Below are 15599 nucleotides of genomic sequence, written 5' to 3'. Positions count from 1 at the left end.
AAAATTAGGGTAGGTATTTAGCAGGATTGACAGCTTGCCCTCGGTAGCGAATTTCAAAGCGAAGCGCGGTGACCGGAGATTCTGAATTACCAATTTCTGCTATTTTTTGTCCTGCCTTAACCTTCTGCTTTTCTTTAACAAGTAATTTTGAGTTATGTGCATAAGCACTTAGGTAATCATCATTATGTTTCAATATGATTAAACTACCATAACCTCGTAGAGCGTTACCCGCGTATACCACTGTTCCTTGTGCCGCAGCTAAGACTGAAGCCCCTTTGCGATTAGTAATCTGTAAACCTTTATAACCGTTTTCCTTATTAGAAAAGCGTTTGGTAATTTTGCCCTTTGCGGGCCAAAACCATTTAACTTTACTGCTCGACAAACGTTTAGTATTACTAACTTTGTTACTGGCTTGTTTCTGAACATACTCTCGTTGTTTTGGGGGATCAAGCTCTTTCTTTAATATTATGTTATTTTTTTGTGTTTTTTTTGTAGACTTTTTACTCGAATTCGTATATTTTTCATCCCTTTTTATTTTTTCAGGCTTGGGGATTAAGGAGATATTTTGCCCAGGAAAAATAGTGTAAGGTGATGGAATTGAATTGTTTTTTGCAAGTAATCTAACATCTTGCCCAGCACTAAAGGCGATAGAATAAAGGGTATCTCCTCTTTGTACTTTATAGTTGCTTCCATTAATGTTAATAGTATGACCTAAATCGTTAACATTATTATTTAGACTGCTAACAGGCGCAGGAACATGGCGAGAAGAGCAACCAGAAAGAAAAACACCAACAAATATAGTCACATACAGTAAAAACTGTTTATTCATTGTATTTTTCTCCCAAATTAGACAATTGATATTTTTAACGCTTAACGCAATAAAAAGTACGCTAGCGCAATTAATACCACTAATCCCCAACCAAGTATTTCAATATATTGACGTAATTTTGCTTCCATTTTAGCCCCGCCCCACTTCATTAAGGCTGAAACTAAAAAGAATCGCGCACCACGTCCAATCGCCGATGCGAGTAAAAATGGCAAAAATGCCATTTGTAAAACACCTGCGCCAATGGTAAATACTTTATATGGTATCGGCGAAAAACCAGCTAAAAACACAACCCAAACACCGTAATCTTTAAACCAATTTAATGCGATATCAAACTTTTCTTGCCAGTGCATTTGTGCAATCAATGGCTCAACAACGGGTTCAAATAGCCAAAACCCAAGCAAGTAACCAACTACTCCACCAACAACCGATGCTATTGTGGCAAAACTTGCAAAACGCCATGCTTTTTTGGGTTGCGCAAGCGACATAGGTGCAAGCATTACATCGGGCGGTATTGGAAAAAAAACTGACTCTGCAAAGCTCATTGCAGCTAAATAACGTTCCGCATGGCGGTGCTTTGCCCACACTAGGGCCATATCGTATAACTTGGTAAACAACTTCAAAATGAATTCCTATTCAATATCGCCAGGTACTAACGGCACAAATCTAACGGGAGCAATAACATGCTCTTTATAATTATCGCCTTCGCGAATAACCATTACTAATTTTTGATCGCTCTCACCAATGGGCGCTAATAACACGCCTCCATCGGCTAACTGAGCAAGTAAGTCTTGCGGAACTTTAGAGGCCGCAGCAGTCACTATAATACCATCAAAAGGTGCTTGTGATTGCCAGCCTTGCCAACCATCACCATGCTTCATGGTTACATTATATAAATCGAGTTGTTGCAATCGACGCTTTGCCTGCCACTGAAGCGTTTTAATACGCTCTACCGAATAAACTTTTGTAAACGTTTTGGCTAATATTGCAGTTTGATATCCAGAGCCAGTACCAATTTCCAGCACTTTATTGCGTACACCAGCTAAGCGAAGTAGCTCTGTCATGCGCGCTACTATATAAGGCTGGGAAATAGTTTGCCCTTGCCCAATAGGTAGCGCCGTATTTTCATAAGCTTTGTGTTTTAGCACATCGTCTACGAATATATGTCGCGGAATATCAGCTATAGCACTCAGTACTTGTGTATCTTCAACGCCTTCGCGCTTTAGTAAGTCAGATAGCGCTTTTGCACTGCGGGTATAATTAGCGAGCACGATTAATCTCCAAATCGGCTAACCAGTCTCCTACTGCTTTTAGGCTGTCTTTGGCTGTCATATCAACACTTAATGGCGTAACTGAAGCAAAACCGTTATTGATTGCATAAAAGTCGGTACCCTCACCTGCATCACTTTCTATGCCCAGCGACCCATACCAATAAATATCTCGACCCCAAGGATCGGTTTGTTTGGTCATGGTTTCTGCTTTATGACGAGCACCTAAACGAGTTACTTGCACCCCTTTTAATTCACTTAATGGAATATCTGGCACATTTATATTTATTATTTGATCTTTTGGAAGCGGATGCGAAGCCAAACCTTTAATAATATTTACGGTAACAGCAGCGGCTGTTTCAAAATGCTCGCCCTTATGTGAGCAAAGCGATACCGCAATTGCAGGTAAGCCTAAATGACGACCTTCAGTTGCAGCTGCAACGGTGCCAGAGTAAAGCGTATCGTCGCCTAAATTGGCACCATGGTTAATGCCAGCAACAACAAGGTCTGGTTTTTCATTAGCTAACTGATTGACACCTAAATGCACACAATCAGTAGGTGTGCCATTTACCGACATAAAACCATTTTCGAGTGTAGTCGCTCGTAGTGGGTTCATTAATGTTAAAGAATTACTTGCGCCACTACAGTTGCGATCAGGTGCAACAAGGGTTACGTCTGCAATTTGTATAAGCGCCTGATATAAAACCGCAATGCCTTTAGCATTTACGCCATCATCGTTACTTAACAGTATCTTCATTTATGTCATTATCCTTCTCTTTGCGCTCTCGTGGGCTTGCATCTGTGTAATCCACCAGCTCGCGTAATAATGCGGTTGCAAAACACCCTTTTGGCAAACCAAAACTCAGCTTTAAACTGGTTTCATCTATGGTCTCAACCGTTAAGTTTTGCGGAATTAAACGCAGCATTCTGCGCTCATTTTTAAGGCCTAACTCACCTAAGCCATCACACCATGTTTGGAAAGGTTCAAGCCAGATTTTTTCTTGTTCGGTTAAACCTTTTTCGCTTTTCCCCACCATAGGTGCCGACATCATAATATCGCCAGTGGCTAATCGCTCTATGTTTTCGTCGTTAATTGCATCTTCAAAAAATGCATTACTGCCGCTGAGCATAAATACTTCACGGTGCATTGTTTTAGCTAAACCATGCTCTTTAACACGTAAATTTACTATTTGATTAAACACATGAGAGCGCGCTGCTGAAATAATAATACCGCGCAGTTTTTTATCGCGAATGCGCTCACCGGCAAACATTTTTTCAGCCATAACTAAGTTATGACCGCCATGCCCAAATCGTTGTTCGCCAAAGTAATTAGGCACACCTGCGCGTACTGCGTTAATGCGGCATAAAATATCAAGGGGCTTGGTTACGTTACGAAGCGTAATAGTAAATTTATTACCTTTGTGGCAGCCCGTGCGTAATTTACGGTCGTGGCGCTGTTGCGACACAATAAAAATACTCTCGCTATTTAAATCGCTAAAATCGATAGGCTTTTTAATCGGTACTTTTACACTAAACCACTGTGAGCACACACCGTGGCGATCTTTCATGCCGGCGTAACTTACGTCTCGCGGTGAAACACCCGCACGCTGCGCAATTAGCTTGGCAACATATTGCGTATTTTCGCCTTTTTTAACCACCTGCAAACACACGTGTTCGCCACTGCCTGTAAATTCTATACCTAGGTCTTCATCAACCATAAAGTCTTCAGCGGTGGTTTTAAAATCAGCTTTAGAAAGCGGAGCACCGTATAAATAATTTAAATCGCTCATGCGTTTTTTGTACTCATAGACTCTTTACTCATAATAACCACTGCATGGCTCGAAATACCTTCCCTGCGCCCTTCAAAGCCTAGCTTTTCAGTAGTAGTGGCTTTAACGTTAATTTGGCTAAGGTTACAATTTAAATCGCTGGCTAAATTAGCACGCATAGCTTGAATGTGTGGCAGCATTTTTGGCGCCTGTGCAACAATAGTCACATCGCCATTGCCAATTACATAACCTTGCTCTTTAGCTAAGCTCACCACATGGCGAAGTAAAATACGGCTGTCGATATTTTCATACTCACTAGCCGTATCCGGAAAGTGCTTACCAATATCACCCATTGCAAGCGAGCCTAAAATAGCATCACATAATGCATGAATAGCGACATCGCCATCTGAGTGCGCTAAAAAGCCTTGTGGATAATCAATTTTTTCACCACAAATAGTTAACGGGCCTTCGCCGCCAAATTTATGTACGTCAAAACCATGGCCAATTCGTATCATAATGCACTCTCGTTTTGTTGTTTATGTAATAAAAACCCAGCCAAGTCTAAATCCTCTGGCGTGGTTATTTTAATATTATCGCTGCGACCTGCTACAAGCTTTACTGGCTTACTCGCCCATTCAATTGCACTTGCTTCGTCTGTAATAGTTGCCCCACTTGCTAATGCGCCTTGAAGTGCATTTTTAAGCTCGTCATATTTAAAAAACTGCGGGGTAAGTGCTTGCCATAAATCGTCTCGTGGCACAGTTTGTAGGGCATGAGTGTGGCCGCGTTTTATGGTGTCTTTTACTTTGCTAGCTAAAATACCGCCTTCATCAGCGCGTATACATTCATCAATTAAACGCTCTATATCACTGATATTAACTAGCGGACGCGCAGCATCGTGCACCAACACCCATGTAGGCGGGTTAGGCGCTAAAAAAAGTAAGCTATTAAGTACCGAATCTGCACGCTCTTTACCGCCACTGGCGCGAACAATGCGCTTATCAAGTGTTGGGAGTTCGTCAAAATAGGGATCGCTGTCGCTAAGGGCAACAACAATAGTGCGTAATTGAGATAATTGAGAAAGTTTAGCTAAGGTATGCTCTAAAATAGTTTTACCCGCTAATTGTATGTATTGCTTAGGCGCATTGTGCTGCATTCTACTGCCAACACCCGCTGCAGGAACAATTGCAGCAATAGTCTGTTTATTTGTCATATTGTTTGCCCGGTAAAACACGAATAAATGTTTCGTCCGGTTTAATCATTCCCAATTCGTTGCGTGCACGCTCTTCAATGCCTTCTTGGCCAAGCTTTAAATCTTCAATATCTGCTTTAAGTACTTTATTTCGTTTAATGAGCTTTTCGTTGGTTTCTTGATGCGACGCTACAGCACCTTTTAGCCGTGTGTAGTCTTGTAAGCCATTATGACCAAACCATAATCTGTATTGTACAAACAGTGCTAAGCACAGTAAGCCAACTTGAAAAATACGCATTTAACACTCCTTATTTTAAATTCCAAATACCTTAACTTTCATACGCTAAGGGGCGCTTTAAATTGCGCCAATTAATACTACCCGCTAAAAGCATTTCACGTAGTGATAAAACCCGTGGCATACAACGCTTCGAAAATTGCCACTGATGCCCGCAACATGCAGCGGTTAAACTCACTTTACTTGGCTTTATTAACTGAGCATTTTGCTGCTCTAACCCATTTCCTAAAAAATCAAACCAACCTAGCTCGTTGCAATGCAGCTTATTTTCACCTAACTGATCAATGCTGTCTATTCTAAGGCGCACCTGATCGTAACCATGTAATATAACGGGCACTATAAGCCCCACTTTGGCATACGTTTGATAAAAAAGTTCATTAGCGTGAACATTCACATCGGGTGGAGTCGGTTTTTGCTTTTCAAGCCACGTCCCGTTTTGTGCATCAAGCGTAAAAGGCGTGTCGCCATTAGCTACTAACGTTGCCGCTCGCTCAATATAATAAGGTAGGCTTTTTAACTGGCGGCGCAGTTTATCGGCATTAGGCTCTGCAACTAATCGCTGAACCTCACGCTGATAAAACGCATTACACAATTGTGCATACAACACTTTTTGTGCATCAGTTTGCCAAATTTCAACTTGCTGCTGAGCACCAAGTGACTGATTTTTAGCGACCAATAGCTGTACTCAAAAATATTCAGGTAAATGTTTTATAACACAGTATTGAATATTTTTTAAGCGCAGCGCACTAATTAAGCGCTTGGCTTTTCACCTAATTTTGCTTTACCTGATTCTAAAAATTGCACAACCGTATTACGCTTTTTACCAATCAGCAAACTGCCATCAGCTAAAAACATAAAGTTTTGCCAATTGCGTTTAAATACATCAAACGTCGTTTCGATAATATTATCGCGCGCCATACAAAAATAAACCGTGGTATTAGCTTCCCAATCTAAAAAAGTTAAGATTGCTTCTGGTGGTTGCGCATCGCCATTTTCCCACGCATCTTGCCAATCTACTTCTTGGCTAAAGCTTTTTTCTTGTCCACACCAATCGGTGTCTTCAAAAAAATCTGGGTGATCAAACTCACGGCTCACCATGGTTGTCCAAAGTACGGCTGCACGCTCATCGCCCATAGGCTTTATTTTTGCTGCGTCTTCATCAGATACAGGTAAATCTTTGTGGCGAAAAACCCACGCCTTTTTGTAATCATCTAAAGAAATATAGTTCATAGTGTTGGCAAATTAGTTAACATTAAAAGTGCAAAGCCAAATTATACAAGAGATCAAAACATGACTACAGCAATAAAACCACTTTCCCTCAAACCAGGTATGTACCAACACTACAAAGGGCCGCAATACAAAGTTATTCACGTTGCCACCCATAGCGAAACCGAGGAACAACTTGTGATTTACCAAGCACTCTATGGTGAATTTGGAATCTGGGCACGTCCACTTAGTATGTTTTTAGAAACCATTGAAAAAGATGGAGAGGTCATACCGCGTTTTGCCTACCTTGGACCTGCCGTTTAACTATGGCATTATAACAAAATAACTTACTCCTCAGACCAGACAAGGGTACACCGTGCAATTTAATTCTACTGACAATTACATCGCAAGCAGCTCGCTAAAACAGGCAGTAAATGCGGCCATTATGCTCGAAAAACCACTTTTAATTAAAGGCGAACCCGGCACAGGTAAAACTATGCTGGCTGAGGAGTTAGCTAAAAGCTTAGATACAGTACTTATTCAGTGGCATATAAAATCGACTACTAAAGCGCAGCAAGGCTTGTACGAGTACGATGCGGTTTCGCGCCTGCGCGACAGTCAATTAGGTGACGAGCGTGTACACAATATTGGTAACTACATTGTTAAAGGTAAGCTTTGGCAAGCATTTACTCATGCAGAATTACACGGTAAACGCCCAGTGCTTTTAATTGATGAAATAGATAAAGCCGACATAGAGTTTCCAAACGACTTATTACTTGAGCTTGATAAAATGGAGTTTCATGTTTACGAAACTAACGAGCGCATTGTCGCAAAAGAGCGCCCTATTGTGATCATCACATCAAATAACGAAAAAGAATTACCGGACGCATTTTTACGCCGCTGCTTTTTTCATTATATTGATTTTCCTACCAGCGACGAAATGCAGCAAATTATCGACGTGCACTACCCTAACGTTAAACAGGATTTAGTACGCCAAGCACTTGAAGTATTTTTTAACCTGCGTGACGCAAACGGCCTTAAAAAGAAGCCATCCACCAGCGAATTACTCGATTGGTTAAAGCTTTTAATGGCTGAAGACATAGATGCTAAAACACTGCACGATAAAGCTAAAAAAGGTGGCTTAATGCCCATGTTTGGCGCATTACTTAAAAATGAGCAAGATATAAGCCTAATCGAAAAACTCGCGTTTATGAGTCGTCGCTAAGATGTTGATTGCGTTTTTCTTCAAACTACGGGAATACCGTTTACCAGTAAGTCTACGCGAGTTACTCGACTTAATTAACGCCTTAAAAAAAGGCGTTATATTTGCCGATGTAGACGCCTTTTACCATTTAGCACGCACCATAATGGTAAAAGACGAAACGCACTTTGACCGATTCGACAAAGCCTTTAGCGACTATTTTAGTGGTATTGCTGACCTCGATTTGCTCGAGAGCTTAAAGCAACAGCACAACTTACCTGAAGATTGGCTACGTAAAGAGTTTGAAAAAAACCTAAGCGATGAAGAAAAAGCCCAACTTAAAGCTATGGGTGGGCTCGACGAGCTTATGAAAACCCTAAAAGAGCGCTTAGAAGAGCAACAAAAACGTCACGCTGGTGGCAATAAATGGGTGGGCACTGGCGGTACATCACCTTTTGGAGCATACGGCTATAACCCCGAAGGCGTGCGTATAGGTCAAGACGGCAATCGTAACCGCCAAGCGGTAAAAGTGTGGGATAAACGAGAATACAAAAACCTCGACACCGACAGAGAAATTGGTTCGCGCACAATTAAACTCGCCCTTAAAAAACTACGTAAATTTGCCCGCACTGGCGCAAGCGACACGCTTGATTTAAACGAGACTATTCGCGCTACTGCAAAACAAGGCGGCATGCTTGATGTAAAAATGGCACCTGAGCGCCACAATGCCGTAAAAGTATTGATGCTGTTTGATATTGGCGGCTCAATGGATGACTACATTCATACCTGCGAAGAATTATTTAGCGCCGCCCACAGCGAGTTTAAACACCTAGAGTTTTACTACTTTCATAACTGTTTATACGAGAACATTTGGCAAGACAACGCGCGCCGCCATTCAAACGTAATAGACACCATGACGCTGATTAACAAATTTACCAGCGACTATAAAGTAATATTTGTTGGCGATGCCACTATGGGCCCGTACGAAATAGCCTACCCTGGCGGCTCAGTAGAGCACTACAACGAAGAGCCCGGCAGTGTATGGTTATCACGAGTCACCAACCACTTTGATAAAGTCGCTTGGCTCAACCCACAATCCGTTGAACACTGGCCGTACTATCAATCAATTGGCTTTATAAAAGAGCTAATGAACAACCGCATGTATGCGCTGAGTTTAGATGGGATAAGTAAAGCGATAAAAGAGCTGAGTTAAAATGAATAATAGGAATATATTAAAATTAGTTTTGTTTGCATCACTTATTATAAATATGGTTTTTATTACTATCTTTATAAGTGACTCTAAAAAGGATGAAAGCATTTATTTATTAGCAAGCAATGTTGAAGCTAAATGCTTGAATGATTGGAAATCACAAGACTCTAGGGTGCCTTTTATTACCTCTCATCAAATTTTAGGGCCAGATCCTTTTACTGAATATAACCTTTTAGAGCTGGGAGGTTATGATCAGTCAACATCTTTCACATACGAATTCTCAGCATGTTTTAAAGATAAATTTTCTACAGTAAGAACAATTGCAGAGATGAAATATGCTATTGATTTCATGGGTAAGCAATCAAAAAATGTTGGATTTTATAAATCACCAAATTCTGATGAAATTGTTGTTTACTCAAATGAGTAACAATTAAACTAGATTGGCTAAACTCATAACTCGTTGAGCATTAGCTGTACTATCAATCAATTGGCTTTATAAAAAAGCTAATGAACAATCGCATGTATGCGCTTAGTTTAGATGGGATAAGTAGAGCGATAAAAGAGCTGAGTTAGATTAAAGTATTGCCAAAAAATTAAAACTGTTTAAAAATAATAGCTCCCTCAAATTAAAATATCTAACTCAATGGGGAGCCATCAATAAATATTGGAGATCCATAGTCATCTGAAGTAGTTAACCCTTTTGGATAACGTTTTTTTATTCTGTTTTTTGATAGTTCTTCAGCTGTAGAAAGCATTGCAATTAGAGGTTTGAGCTCTCCCAAACTAATATCGATACCTTCAAACTGATACAGCTCACATATGAGATTTTTATGAAGCTCAAAAAGCTTGTTTAAACAAAATGGATTTTTGGTCGGGAAAGAAATTCCATAATATCTAAAACCTCTCAAATAATCTTGTTTTAAACTATATATAGTCACTTTAGGAGTATGAATGTCCGAGTTAGGGACACTACCTACAAACTTTGACTTCTCATTTGTAGTTTTTATATAGAAGCGAGCAATTTCGAGAGTTACTTCTGTGTTATAACTCTTCTGAGCGCTTTTAGAAAATAGAGATTTGTATAAAACTCTTTGTTGAATTTCAAATCCAAAACTTTTCTCAAGATACTTACAATACTTGTCAAATATTTCGCAGTGCTCGTAATAATTTCTAAGTGTTGTTTGGCTTATTATTTGCTTAGAATTATGAATTCTTATAATTATGAGACTAAAAATAACAGCCAAGGGTAATAAACTAAGCGAAAACGAATAATAACTCACGAATTCCTTTAACGATGAAGAGCTTAAGGAAAGTTGAAAATCATTACTTTCGATTAATTCACATGTTGGTGTGATTGAAAAAAATATAGACAAAAAAATTGGTATAATAATAGCTAATTGAAATAACTTACCTTCATGAACCGCTTTTTTTTCGTCAATTAAGAGCTTTATTGATAACCAATTAAAAATGCTATTTAAAGTCATAATATCTCTCAATTAATATGAATAAATAATTAGTTCGCGTCTATCTTTGTCTTTTAAATAAGTAATACAGAGTAGATTTGAATTACTTAGATACGTATCATGAACTTACAACTCAGCTATGTGATTTAGCGTCTCAGGATGACGCTGCACAAGCTTTAGCAATGTTATCGCTTGCCCATTAGGTGCACTGCGTCCTTGCTCCCAGTTTTCGAGCGTTCTTGCTGATGTATGTAAAATGTTTGCAAATACCCCGCGCGACATATTAAATGTTTCTCGAATATTTACTATTTCATCGGGTGAGATAGCAAGATCATTAATATCATTTACCGTATGAGTACGTAACGTAAGCTTTCCTTGTGAATGCGCTTTAGCGTTCACAAGTGCTGTAGTTAATTCTGAAAATAAATCACGTTTGCTCATTGCGCCACACCTCTAAGAATTCTTTTAATTGCTTTTTCTGATCTGCTGTTAAATCGGTTACTTCGTTTTTACTGTAGATAGTGAGTAGATAAAAACGTCTTTTATCGTCCAAGTAATAATATATAACTCTTGAACCACCACGCTTACCCTTTCCTTTACTCGCAACTCGTATTTTACGTAAGCCGCCTGTTCCTTGAATCACATCGCCCTGTTTAGGATTAACCATTAGATCTGCTTGAAATAAACGATACTCGTCATCACTCAAGTACAGCTCTCGGTACTTTTCGAATATGTTTGATTCAACAAATAGGCTTTTCATACATTAAAGTATACGCAGATAGCGTATAAATTCAATTAAAGATTTTAAACGATTGGCGGCAGGTATCTCTTGCTTTAGCTAAAGCCCTTTACTCATAAACAAGCTGTACGGGTCTAGCTCATAATCACCAAACGACTCACACTCTTTAAAACCAAATTGAGCATAAAGCTTTTGTGCCGGTAAAAATGCCTCTGCGGTGCCGGTCTCTAAACTTAGTGTTTTATAACCACGCAGTGTGGATTGCTCAATAATATGGGTGAGCAACTTAGTAGCTATACCTTGGCGTAAATGGTTACTTGAAGTGCGCATTGATTTAATTTCGCCATGCGTTGTATTTAGTGCTTTTAAAGCGCCAACACCCGCTAAATTATTATCAATCCATAAGCTATAAAAAGTTATGCCGGGCTGAGTGAGTTTACTTACATCAAGTGCATGCACGCTCTCGACGGGTGAGTGCTTTAGCATATCGTTATGATGCCCTTGTAGTAGCTTTATAACGTGTGGGTTTGAAAGTTCACCTGTTCTAATATCCATTTATACCTCGTTTAATCCTAGAATTTAATGCTTGAGGGCTTTAGGGCTTTAGGGCTTTAATTAAAACCCTAAAGTAAGGGGTTATATTTAGGCTGCTAGCTCCCACACTATAAACGCTACTGCAAAACCTACTAAATACACTAGTCCTAACCACGTTAAGCTACGTAATAACACGCTGTGTTTTATTGCTAAATCAAACTAGACATCCACCTTAATTAAACAAACAAAGCTATCTCAATTAAGATAGGTGTTGTCTTAATTTTTTTACCTCGCGAGTAGTAAAAAAAAAACCAAAAACGCGGCTTAAAGCCGCGCCTACAAATATAACCCCAATCCTGTAGGCGCGAGTTTACCTCGCGAACATGCTTAATAAAACATACTTAACAACAAAATTTAGGGTGGGTGTTTTGTTGGTGTCTTGTTTATTTTTGTTTTATGAGCGACCTGATAAAAAGCGGATCGTTACCCAAATCAGAGGGCGAGTATTTTTTTGTTCGCACTACTGAATAACTTATTTACACGTGGTTTTCAATTGTGAGTAAGGGTAATCTTTACCAAATTGAACTTTTGATTAAAACCGTTATAATTCACGCACTTTTGATTAAAGCTGTTGTAATTCATCCATTATGAAAAATATTTTTATTGTTATTTCACTCATTTTAGCCGTTTTTTTTGGCTACAACTATTTCACTTCCAACTCGACAAAAGTTGTATTAGATAGCGCATCCGAAACTTCAACACAAAAACTTGCTAACAATTGGAATGATATCACTCTTCCAGAAGAGATTGAAAATTATTCAAATATTGAAGCTTGTGATACAACAGAGGCAAACATTTGTTTTGGCTCAGGAAGTATATTTTACAAAGAAACCAAAGATGTGACTGTAGCAAGCTTAGTATCAACTGCAGAAACATCGCGTTACGGTGTCCAGGTTAAAAAAACAGGTGAGCTGTTTGTGTTTTCTATAGAGAATGACATTTCTGACGACGAACTGGATTTTGGTAATATTGCTTGTTACAAATATGAGGGTAGTGAAGAAGGCGTTACCGAAACGCGTGAATTAAAATTAGATATTTACGGTACAAAAGTAACAGGGACAAAGTTAGGTTACTCCCAATCAGTTGAATACAGCGTTGGGTATGAAGGTATTGTTGAAGGAGTACTAAACAGCCTTGGAGGAAATACTGTAAATGCTATCACTACACTTACTATTGCAGATGGAGGGGAGATCCGCCAAGAAGAAATATACATTTTAGGCGAAAACTCAATGACTGAAATGCGATATCGTTTAGTCGATGATTTTAAAAATAGTATTTTACGTATCGATAAGAGTATAAAAAAATCCGCAGAAGGTCAGATTTTCCCTATTGAGTATAAATATAATAAAGTAGAGTGCCCGTTATAGGGCTTTGATCTTTAATTAGGCTGCCAACTTCCAAATTATAAAAGCTAAAGCAAAGCCTACTAAATACACTAGCCCTAACCACGTTAAACTACGTAGTAACACGCTATGTTTTATAGCAAGCTCTGATCGCACAAGGCTAAAGTTAAGCCATGCAAAAATAGGCGTTGTAACAAATGAAAGCGTCATCGCAAACGTAAGCATGGGGCCAAGGGCTGATTTAAAAAATAAAATAACCGCCATACCGGCAAGTGCTTGTAGTATTAACCAAATATTTAGACTGTGTTTTGATTGCTTAAAACCAAGTAGTTTATGCGATTCATTTAAAGTACGCGCGTAACCATCTAGCACGGTGAGTGTAGTGCCAAACATACATAAAAAAGCAATGGCTGATACTAGCGGCCTTGCCCACTCGCCTATTGTTAATGCGTACATATCAATAAGCTGCTTGGCAAACGCGACACCACCGAGTTCTATACTGCTGGTTTGCCCGTATTGCACTAATACACCTAAGCTAAAAAATACTAATGCTAAGCCAGCTGTAAGCCAGTAACCTACATTAAAATCGAATAAGCCTTGGCTTTTAGAAACTGTTTGCTGCGCTTGTTTTTCTTTTAGCCATAAAGAACTTAATGCAGATATTTCGATAGGCGCTGGCATCCACCCCATTAAAGCCACCATAAAACTCAGCATGGCAAGTTCGTACGGTGAAGGCCCTACATAGTCAGCAGGTGCCATTGGACCGTTACTAAATGCAATGGCAAGGGCAATTAAAGTCGCGAGTGTAAGCAGCCCCATAATGCCTTTAGCAACGTTATCGAGCGCTTTAAAGTGCCCAAGTAGTAATATAACTAAACATACCCCTAGCAGCATCCAACAAAGTAAGGTTACTTCAATAACAATAGGTAGAGCGTAATGCAGTAAGCTTGCGGTAAGCAGTAATACGCCGGCGGTATTAACAACGGCGGCTACAATGTTTAAACCAATAAAGCTATAAAAGTAAAACGGACCTTTACTTTTATACCCCTCTACTAGGCTATTTTTAGTAGCGAGAGTGTATTCCATACCAAAGCGAAAAAACGGGTACTTTAAAACATTAACAACGAGGATAAGCCAAAATAATTGCCAGCCAAATATTGCCCCAGCTTGTGTAGAGGCAACTAAGTGAGAACCTCCAATAGCGGCTGTTGCCATGAGAATCCCAGGGCCAAGCGCGTTCAGGCTTGATTTCCATTTCGGTACTGCTTGGTTCATTTACTGCTCAAAAATAGTGTGTGTGTGAGCCTCTAACTTACAGAAATTACAGGCAATAAAAAAGAGCCAGGCGGCTCTTTTTTACAATACTTTGTGACTAATTTTTATTTAAGATCCATCTCTTGGATGATCTCGTGTGCGATTTCAGGTGTCGTGCTTACAGGCTTTTCGTGTAGGTTAGCTTTTATTTGCCCTTTTCGATGTTTTAGTGCCGCATCGAGTTTTTTAGCTGCGCTTGCAATGGCTGGGTACATAACTTCGTTTTCCCCTTTTACCGATATGCGCGTGCCTTCATAATTAGTGCTAATTTCAGCTTGGATTTTATGATGTTCTTTAGACAAAATAATATCGAGTGCAATAAGCGATGGGAAATGGCTCTCGATTTTTGAAAATTTTTCGTTGATGTGCTCTCTAATAGAGTCAGTAACTTCAACATGGTGACCAGAAAGATTAATTTTCATAGGGTATCCTTTTATTTGTTACCTACAATTAGTATTGGGGGCTATTTAAATTAACACAAGGAAAAAAGAGATATATTTGAGGATTATTTACGGCTTTTGGTGATTTAAATCATGCGTTGTGCAAAGTTTATGCAAAGCCCATAGTGCATGGGCTTTCAGACGTCTAGCTGTACTGGTTAATCTGTGTACGAACAACAGTAGTCAGCAAAATCAGATACTTTTACTTTAAAGCTTACATTTGCATCAACATTAAACGATTCACCCGCGTTAAATGTTTTCCACTCACTTGCACCTGGTAATAAAATATCCCATTGGCCAGCTAAAAGCTCCATGCACTCTTTTTGGTTTGTATCAAAAACAAACTCACCTGGTTGCATAAAGCCTAACGTTTTCGCTTCGCCATCACCTAAAATAACGGTACGGCTCGACACTTTTCCATCAAAATATACATTGGCTTTTTTTACTACACTTACGTTATCGAACTTTGGCATTTTTAGCTCCTGCTATTAATTTAAGATTTTTATTTATAAATTTTATCGCACTACATTGCCTGATAGCTTACTTTCTTGCAAGGAAAGCTGCATTGTTCAAGGTGAAGTTGCTTCATGTAAGGGCATAAAAAAACCCGCAACATGTGTAACACCACTCGTTTAAGAACGAGTGGTGTTTTTTCGTTTATACCTAACTGGATATTTTTGTGTCTTTGCGAGCACCGTTCGCGGATAAGCTTTTCGCTTTCTTTTCTCCGGTAATATTA

General features: G+C 39.3%; 22 protein-coding genes. 5 read left to right on the top strand and 17 right to left on the bottom strand.

The genetic code is table 11. The annotated features are described in order from the left end of the window. Positions 1–4 precede the first annotated feature (4 nt). From I6F40_RS06045 to I6F40_RS06000, 10 genes are all read right to left on the bottom strand, one after another. Complete coding sequence (locus I6F40_RS06045) at positions 5–829, bottom strand: peptidoglycan DD-metalloendopeptidase family protein (RefSeq protein WP_166377800.1); 825 nt, start codon at positions 827–829, stop codon at positions 5–7. Positions 830–870: 41 nt separating this feature from the next. Continuing rightward, on the bottom strand, positions 871–1449 hold the full coding sequence (locus I6F40_RS06040; protein ID WP_007584782.1) for a YqaA family protein: 579 nt from the start codon (positions 1447–1449) through the stop codon (positions 871–873). A gap of 9 nt (positions 1450–1458) precedes the next feature. Then, the gene (locus I6F40_RS06035) at positions 1459–2097 is read right to left on the bottom strand and encodes a protein-L-isoaspartate(D-aspartate) O-methyltransferase (protein WP_007584780.1); all 639 of its coding nucleotides are present in this window, start codon (positions 2095–2097) and stop codon (positions 1459–1461) included. Further along, positions 2087–2851: a 5'/3'-nucleotidase SurE gene (surE, locus tag I6F40_RS06030; RefSeq protein ID WP_166377798.1), complete on the bottom strand. Its 765-nt coding sequence runs from the start codon at positions 2849–2851 to the stop codon at positions 2087–2089. The genes I6F40_RS06035 and surE overlap by 11 nt, the downstream gene beginning before the upstream one ends. After that, the gene (truD, locus tag I6F40_RS06025) at positions 2832–3884 is read right to left on the bottom strand and encodes a tRNA pseudouridine(13) synthase TruD (protein WP_166377796.1); all 1053 of its coding nucleotides are present in this window, start codon (positions 3882–3884) and stop codon (positions 2832–2834) included. Before truD ends, surE begins: the two co-directional genes overlap by 20 nt. After that, positions 3881–4378: a 2-C-methyl-D-erythritol 2,4-cyclodiphosphate synthase gene (gene ispF / locus I6F40_RS06020; protein ID WP_165740817.1), complete on the bottom strand. Its 498-nt coding sequence runs from the start codon at positions 4376–4378 to the stop codon at positions 3881–3883. Before ispF ends, truD begins: the two co-directional genes overlap by 4 nt. Further along, a complete protein-coding gene (ispD, locus tag I6F40_RS06015) occupies positions 4375–5076 on the bottom strand; it encodes a 2-C-methyl-D-erythritol 4-phosphate cytidylyltransferase (protein ID WP_197192649.1) in 702 nt (233 codons plus the stop codon). The genes ispF and ispD overlap by 4 nt, the downstream gene beginning before the upstream one ends. Then, on the bottom strand, positions 5066–5353 hold the full coding sequence (ftsB, locus tag I6F40_RS06010; RefSeq protein WP_007584772.1) for a cell division protein FtsB: 288 nt from the start codon (positions 5351–5353) through the stop codon (positions 5066–5068). The genes ispD and ftsB overlap by 11 nt, the downstream gene beginning before the upstream one ends. A 31-nt stretch (positions 5354–5384) precedes the next feature. Beyond that, positions 5385–6026, bottom strand: a complete 642-nt coding sequence (locus tag I6F40_RS06005) for a hypothetical protein (protein ID WP_197192648.1) — start codon at positions 6024–6026, stop codon at positions 5385–5387. A 74-nt stretch (positions 6027–6100) separates the two neighbouring features. Beyond that, the gene (locus tag I6F40_RS06000; protein ID WP_165740820.1) at positions 6101–6580 is read right to left on the bottom strand and encodes a DUF2947 domain-containing protein; all 480 of its coding nucleotides are present in this window, start codon (positions 6578–6580) and stop codon (positions 6101–6103) included. 60 nt (positions 6581–6640) lie between these two features. Here I6F40_RS06000 and I6F40_RS05995 point away from each other — a divergent pair, with 60 nt between their 5' ends. From I6F40_RS05995 to I6F40_RS05980, 4 genes are read left to right on the top strand one after another with little or no spacing between them, the layout of a single operon-like run. After that, positions 6641–6880: a DUF1653 domain-containing protein gene (locus I6F40_RS05995; RefSeq protein ID WP_165728443.1), complete on the top strand. Its 240-nt coding sequence runs from the start codon at positions 6641–6643 to the stop codon at positions 6878–6880. Positions 6881–6932: 52 nt separating this feature from the next. After that, a complete protein-coding gene (locus I6F40_RS05990) occupies positions 6933–7781 on the top strand; it encodes an AAA family ATPase (protein WP_166377792.1) in 849 nt (282 codons plus the stop codon). Between the two features lies 1 nt (position 7782). Further along, positions 7783–8970 (top strand): vWA domain-containing protein, encoded by a 1188-nt coding sequence (locus I6F40_RS05985; protein ID WP_197192647.1) that lies wholly within the window; start codon positions 7783–7785, stop codon positions 8968–8970. A 1-nt stretch (position 8971) separates the two neighbouring features. Then, on the top strand, positions 8972–9394 hold the full coding sequence (locus tag I6F40_RS05980) for a hypothetical protein (RefSeq protein ID WP_165728440.1): 423 nt from the start codon (positions 8972–8974) through the stop codon (positions 9392–9394). 208 nt (positions 9395–9602) lie between these two features. On the opposite strand, the gene I6F40_RS05975 is transcribed toward I6F40_RS05980, so the two are convergent. The 4 genes from I6F40_RS05975 to I6F40_RS05960 all read right to left on the bottom strand — a co-directional run bounded on the left by I6F40_RS05975 (position 9603) and on the right by I6F40_RS05960 (position 11724). Further along, a complete protein-coding gene (locus I6F40_RS05975; RefSeq protein WP_197176751.1) occupies positions 9603–10451 on the bottom strand; it encodes a hypothetical protein in 849 nt (282 codons plus the stop codon). A 105-nt stretch (positions 10452–10556) separates the two neighbouring features. Next, positions 10557–10871, bottom strand: a complete 315-nt coding sequence (locus tag I6F40_RS05970) for a helix-turn-helix domain-containing protein (protein WP_165742169.1) — start codon at positions 10869–10871, stop codon at positions 10557–10559. Then, the gene (locus I6F40_RS05965; protein ID WP_039486712.1) at positions 10858–11190 is read right to left on the bottom strand and encodes a type II toxin-antitoxin system RelE/ParE family toxin; all 333 of its coding nucleotides are present in this window, start codon (positions 11188–11190) and stop codon (positions 10858–10860) included. Before I6F40_RS05965 ends, I6F40_RS05970 begins: the two co-directional genes overlap by 14 nt. Positions 11191–11268: 78 nt before the next feature. Further along, complete coding sequence (locus I6F40_RS05960) at positions 11269–11724, bottom strand: GNAT family N-acetyltransferase (RefSeq protein WP_197192646.1); 456 nt, start codon at positions 11722–11724, stop codon at positions 11269–11271. A 626-nt stretch (positions 11725–12350) separates the two neighbouring features. On the opposite strand from I6F40_RS05960, the gene I6F40_RS05955 reads away from it, so the two are divergent. Then, the gene (locus I6F40_RS05955) at positions 12351–13130 is read left to right on the top strand and encodes a hypothetical protein (RefSeq protein ID WP_197192645.1); all 780 of its coding nucleotides are present in this window, start codon (positions 12351–12353) and stop codon (positions 13128–13130) included. A gap of 15 nt (positions 13131–13145) precedes the next feature. Here the strand turns inward: I6F40_RS05955 and I6F40_RS05950 are convergent, their stop codons facing one another. From I6F40_RS05950 to ppnP, 3 genes are all read right to left on the bottom strand, one after another. Beyond that, on the bottom strand, positions 13146–14321 hold the full coding sequence (locus I6F40_RS05950; protein WP_197192691.1) for an NRAMP family divalent metal transporter: 1176 nt from the start codon (positions 14319–14321) through the stop codon (positions 13146–13148). A 164-nt stretch (positions 14322–14485) separates the two neighbouring features. After that, the gene (gene hpf / locus I6F40_RS05945; protein WP_007376058.1) at positions 14486–14842 is read right to left on the bottom strand and encodes a ribosome hibernation-promoting factor, HPF/YfiA family; all 357 of its coding nucleotides are present in this window, start codon (positions 14840–14842) and stop codon (positions 14486–14488) included. A gap of 176 nt (positions 14843–15018) precedes the next feature. After that, complete coding sequence (gene ppnP, locus I6F40_RS05940) at positions 15019–15333, bottom strand: pyrimidine/purine nucleoside phosphorylase (RefSeq protein ID WP_002958974.1); 315 nt, start codon at positions 15331–15333, stop codon at positions 15019–15021. Positions 15334–15599 lie beyond the last annotated feature (266 nt).

Source organism: Pseudoalteromonas sp. SWXJ133, assembly GCF_015864365.1.
In the GTDB taxonomy this organism is placed as follows: domain Bacteria; phylum Pseudomonadota; class Gammaproteobacteria; order Enterobacterales; family Alteromonadaceae; genus Pseudoalteromonas; species Pseudoalteromonas arctica.
This window is presented reverse-complemented; position numbering and strand designations above follow the sequence as displayed.

Bases quoted from the DNA above. Each gene is read 5' to 3' on its own strand.
- I6F40_RS05980 (WP_165728440.1), top strand. From the start codon at position 8,972: ATGAATAATAGGAATATATTAAAATTAGTTTTGTTTGCATCACTTATT.
- I6F40_RS05950 (WP_197192691.1), bottom strand. From the start codon at position 14,321: ATGGCAACAGCCGCTATTGGAGGTTCTCACTTAGTTGCCTCTACACAA.
- surE (WP_166377798.1), bottom strand. From the start codon at position 2,851: ATGAAGATACTGTTAAGTAACGATGATGGCGTAAATGCTAAAGGCATT.
- ftsB (WP_007584772.1), bottom strand. From the start codon at position 5,353: ATGCGTATTTTTCAAGTTGGCTTACTGTGCTTAGCACTGTTTGTACAA.
- I6F40_RS06045 (WP_166377800.1), bottom strand. From the start codon at position 829: ATGAATAAACAGTTTTTACTGTATGTGACTATATTTGTTGGTGTTTTT.
- I6F40_RS06000 (WP_165740820.1), bottom strand. From the start codon at position 6,580: ATGAACTATATTTCTTTAGATGATTACAAAAAGGCGTGGGTTTTTCGC.
- I6F40_RS05995 (WP_165728443.1), top strand. From the start codon at position 6,641: ATGACTACAGCAATAAAACCACTTTCCCTCAAACCAGGTATGTACCAA.
- ispD (WP_197192649.1), bottom strand. From the start codon at position 5,076: ATGACAAATAAACAGACTATTGCTGCAATTGTTCCTGCAGCGGGTGTT.
- ppnP (WP_002958974.1), bottom strand. From the start codon at position 15,333: ATGCCAAAGTTCGATAACGTAAGTGTAGTAAAAAAAGCCAATGTATAT.
- I6F40_RS05985 (WP_197192647.1), top strand. From the start codon at position 7,783: ATGTTGATTGCGTTTTTCTTCAAACTACGGGAATACCGTTTACCAGTA.
- hpf (WP_007376058.1), bottom strand. From the start codon at position 14,842: ATGAAAATTAATCTTTCTGGTCACCATGTTGAAGTTACTGACTCTATT.
- I6F40_RS05975 (WP_197176751.1), bottom strand. From the start codon at position 10,451: ATGACTTTAAATAGCATTTTTAATTGGTTATCAATAAAGCTCTTAATT.
- truD (WP_166377796.1), bottom strand. From the start codon at position 3,884: ATGAGCGATTTAAATTATTTATACGGTGCTCCGCTTTCTAAAGCTGAT.
- I6F40_RS05965 (WP_039486712.1), bottom strand. From the start codon at position 11,190: ATGAAAAGCCTATTTGTTGAATCAAACATATTCGAAAAGTACCGAGAG.
- I6F40_RS05960 (WP_197192646.1), bottom strand. From the start codon at position 11,724: ATGGATATTAGAACAGGTGAACTTTCAAACCCACACGTTATAAAGCTA.
- I6F40_RS05970 (WP_165742169.1), bottom strand. From the start codon at position 10,871: ATGAGCAAACGTGATTTATTTTCAGAATTAACTACAGCACTTGTGAAC.
- I6F40_RS05955 (WP_197192645.1), top strand. From the start codon at position 12,351: ATGAAAAATATTTTTATTGTTATTTCACTCATTTTAGCCGTTTTTTTT.
- ispF (WP_165740817.1), bottom strand. From the start codon at position 4,378: ATGATACGAATTGGCCATGGTTTTGACGTACATAAATTTGGCGGCGAA.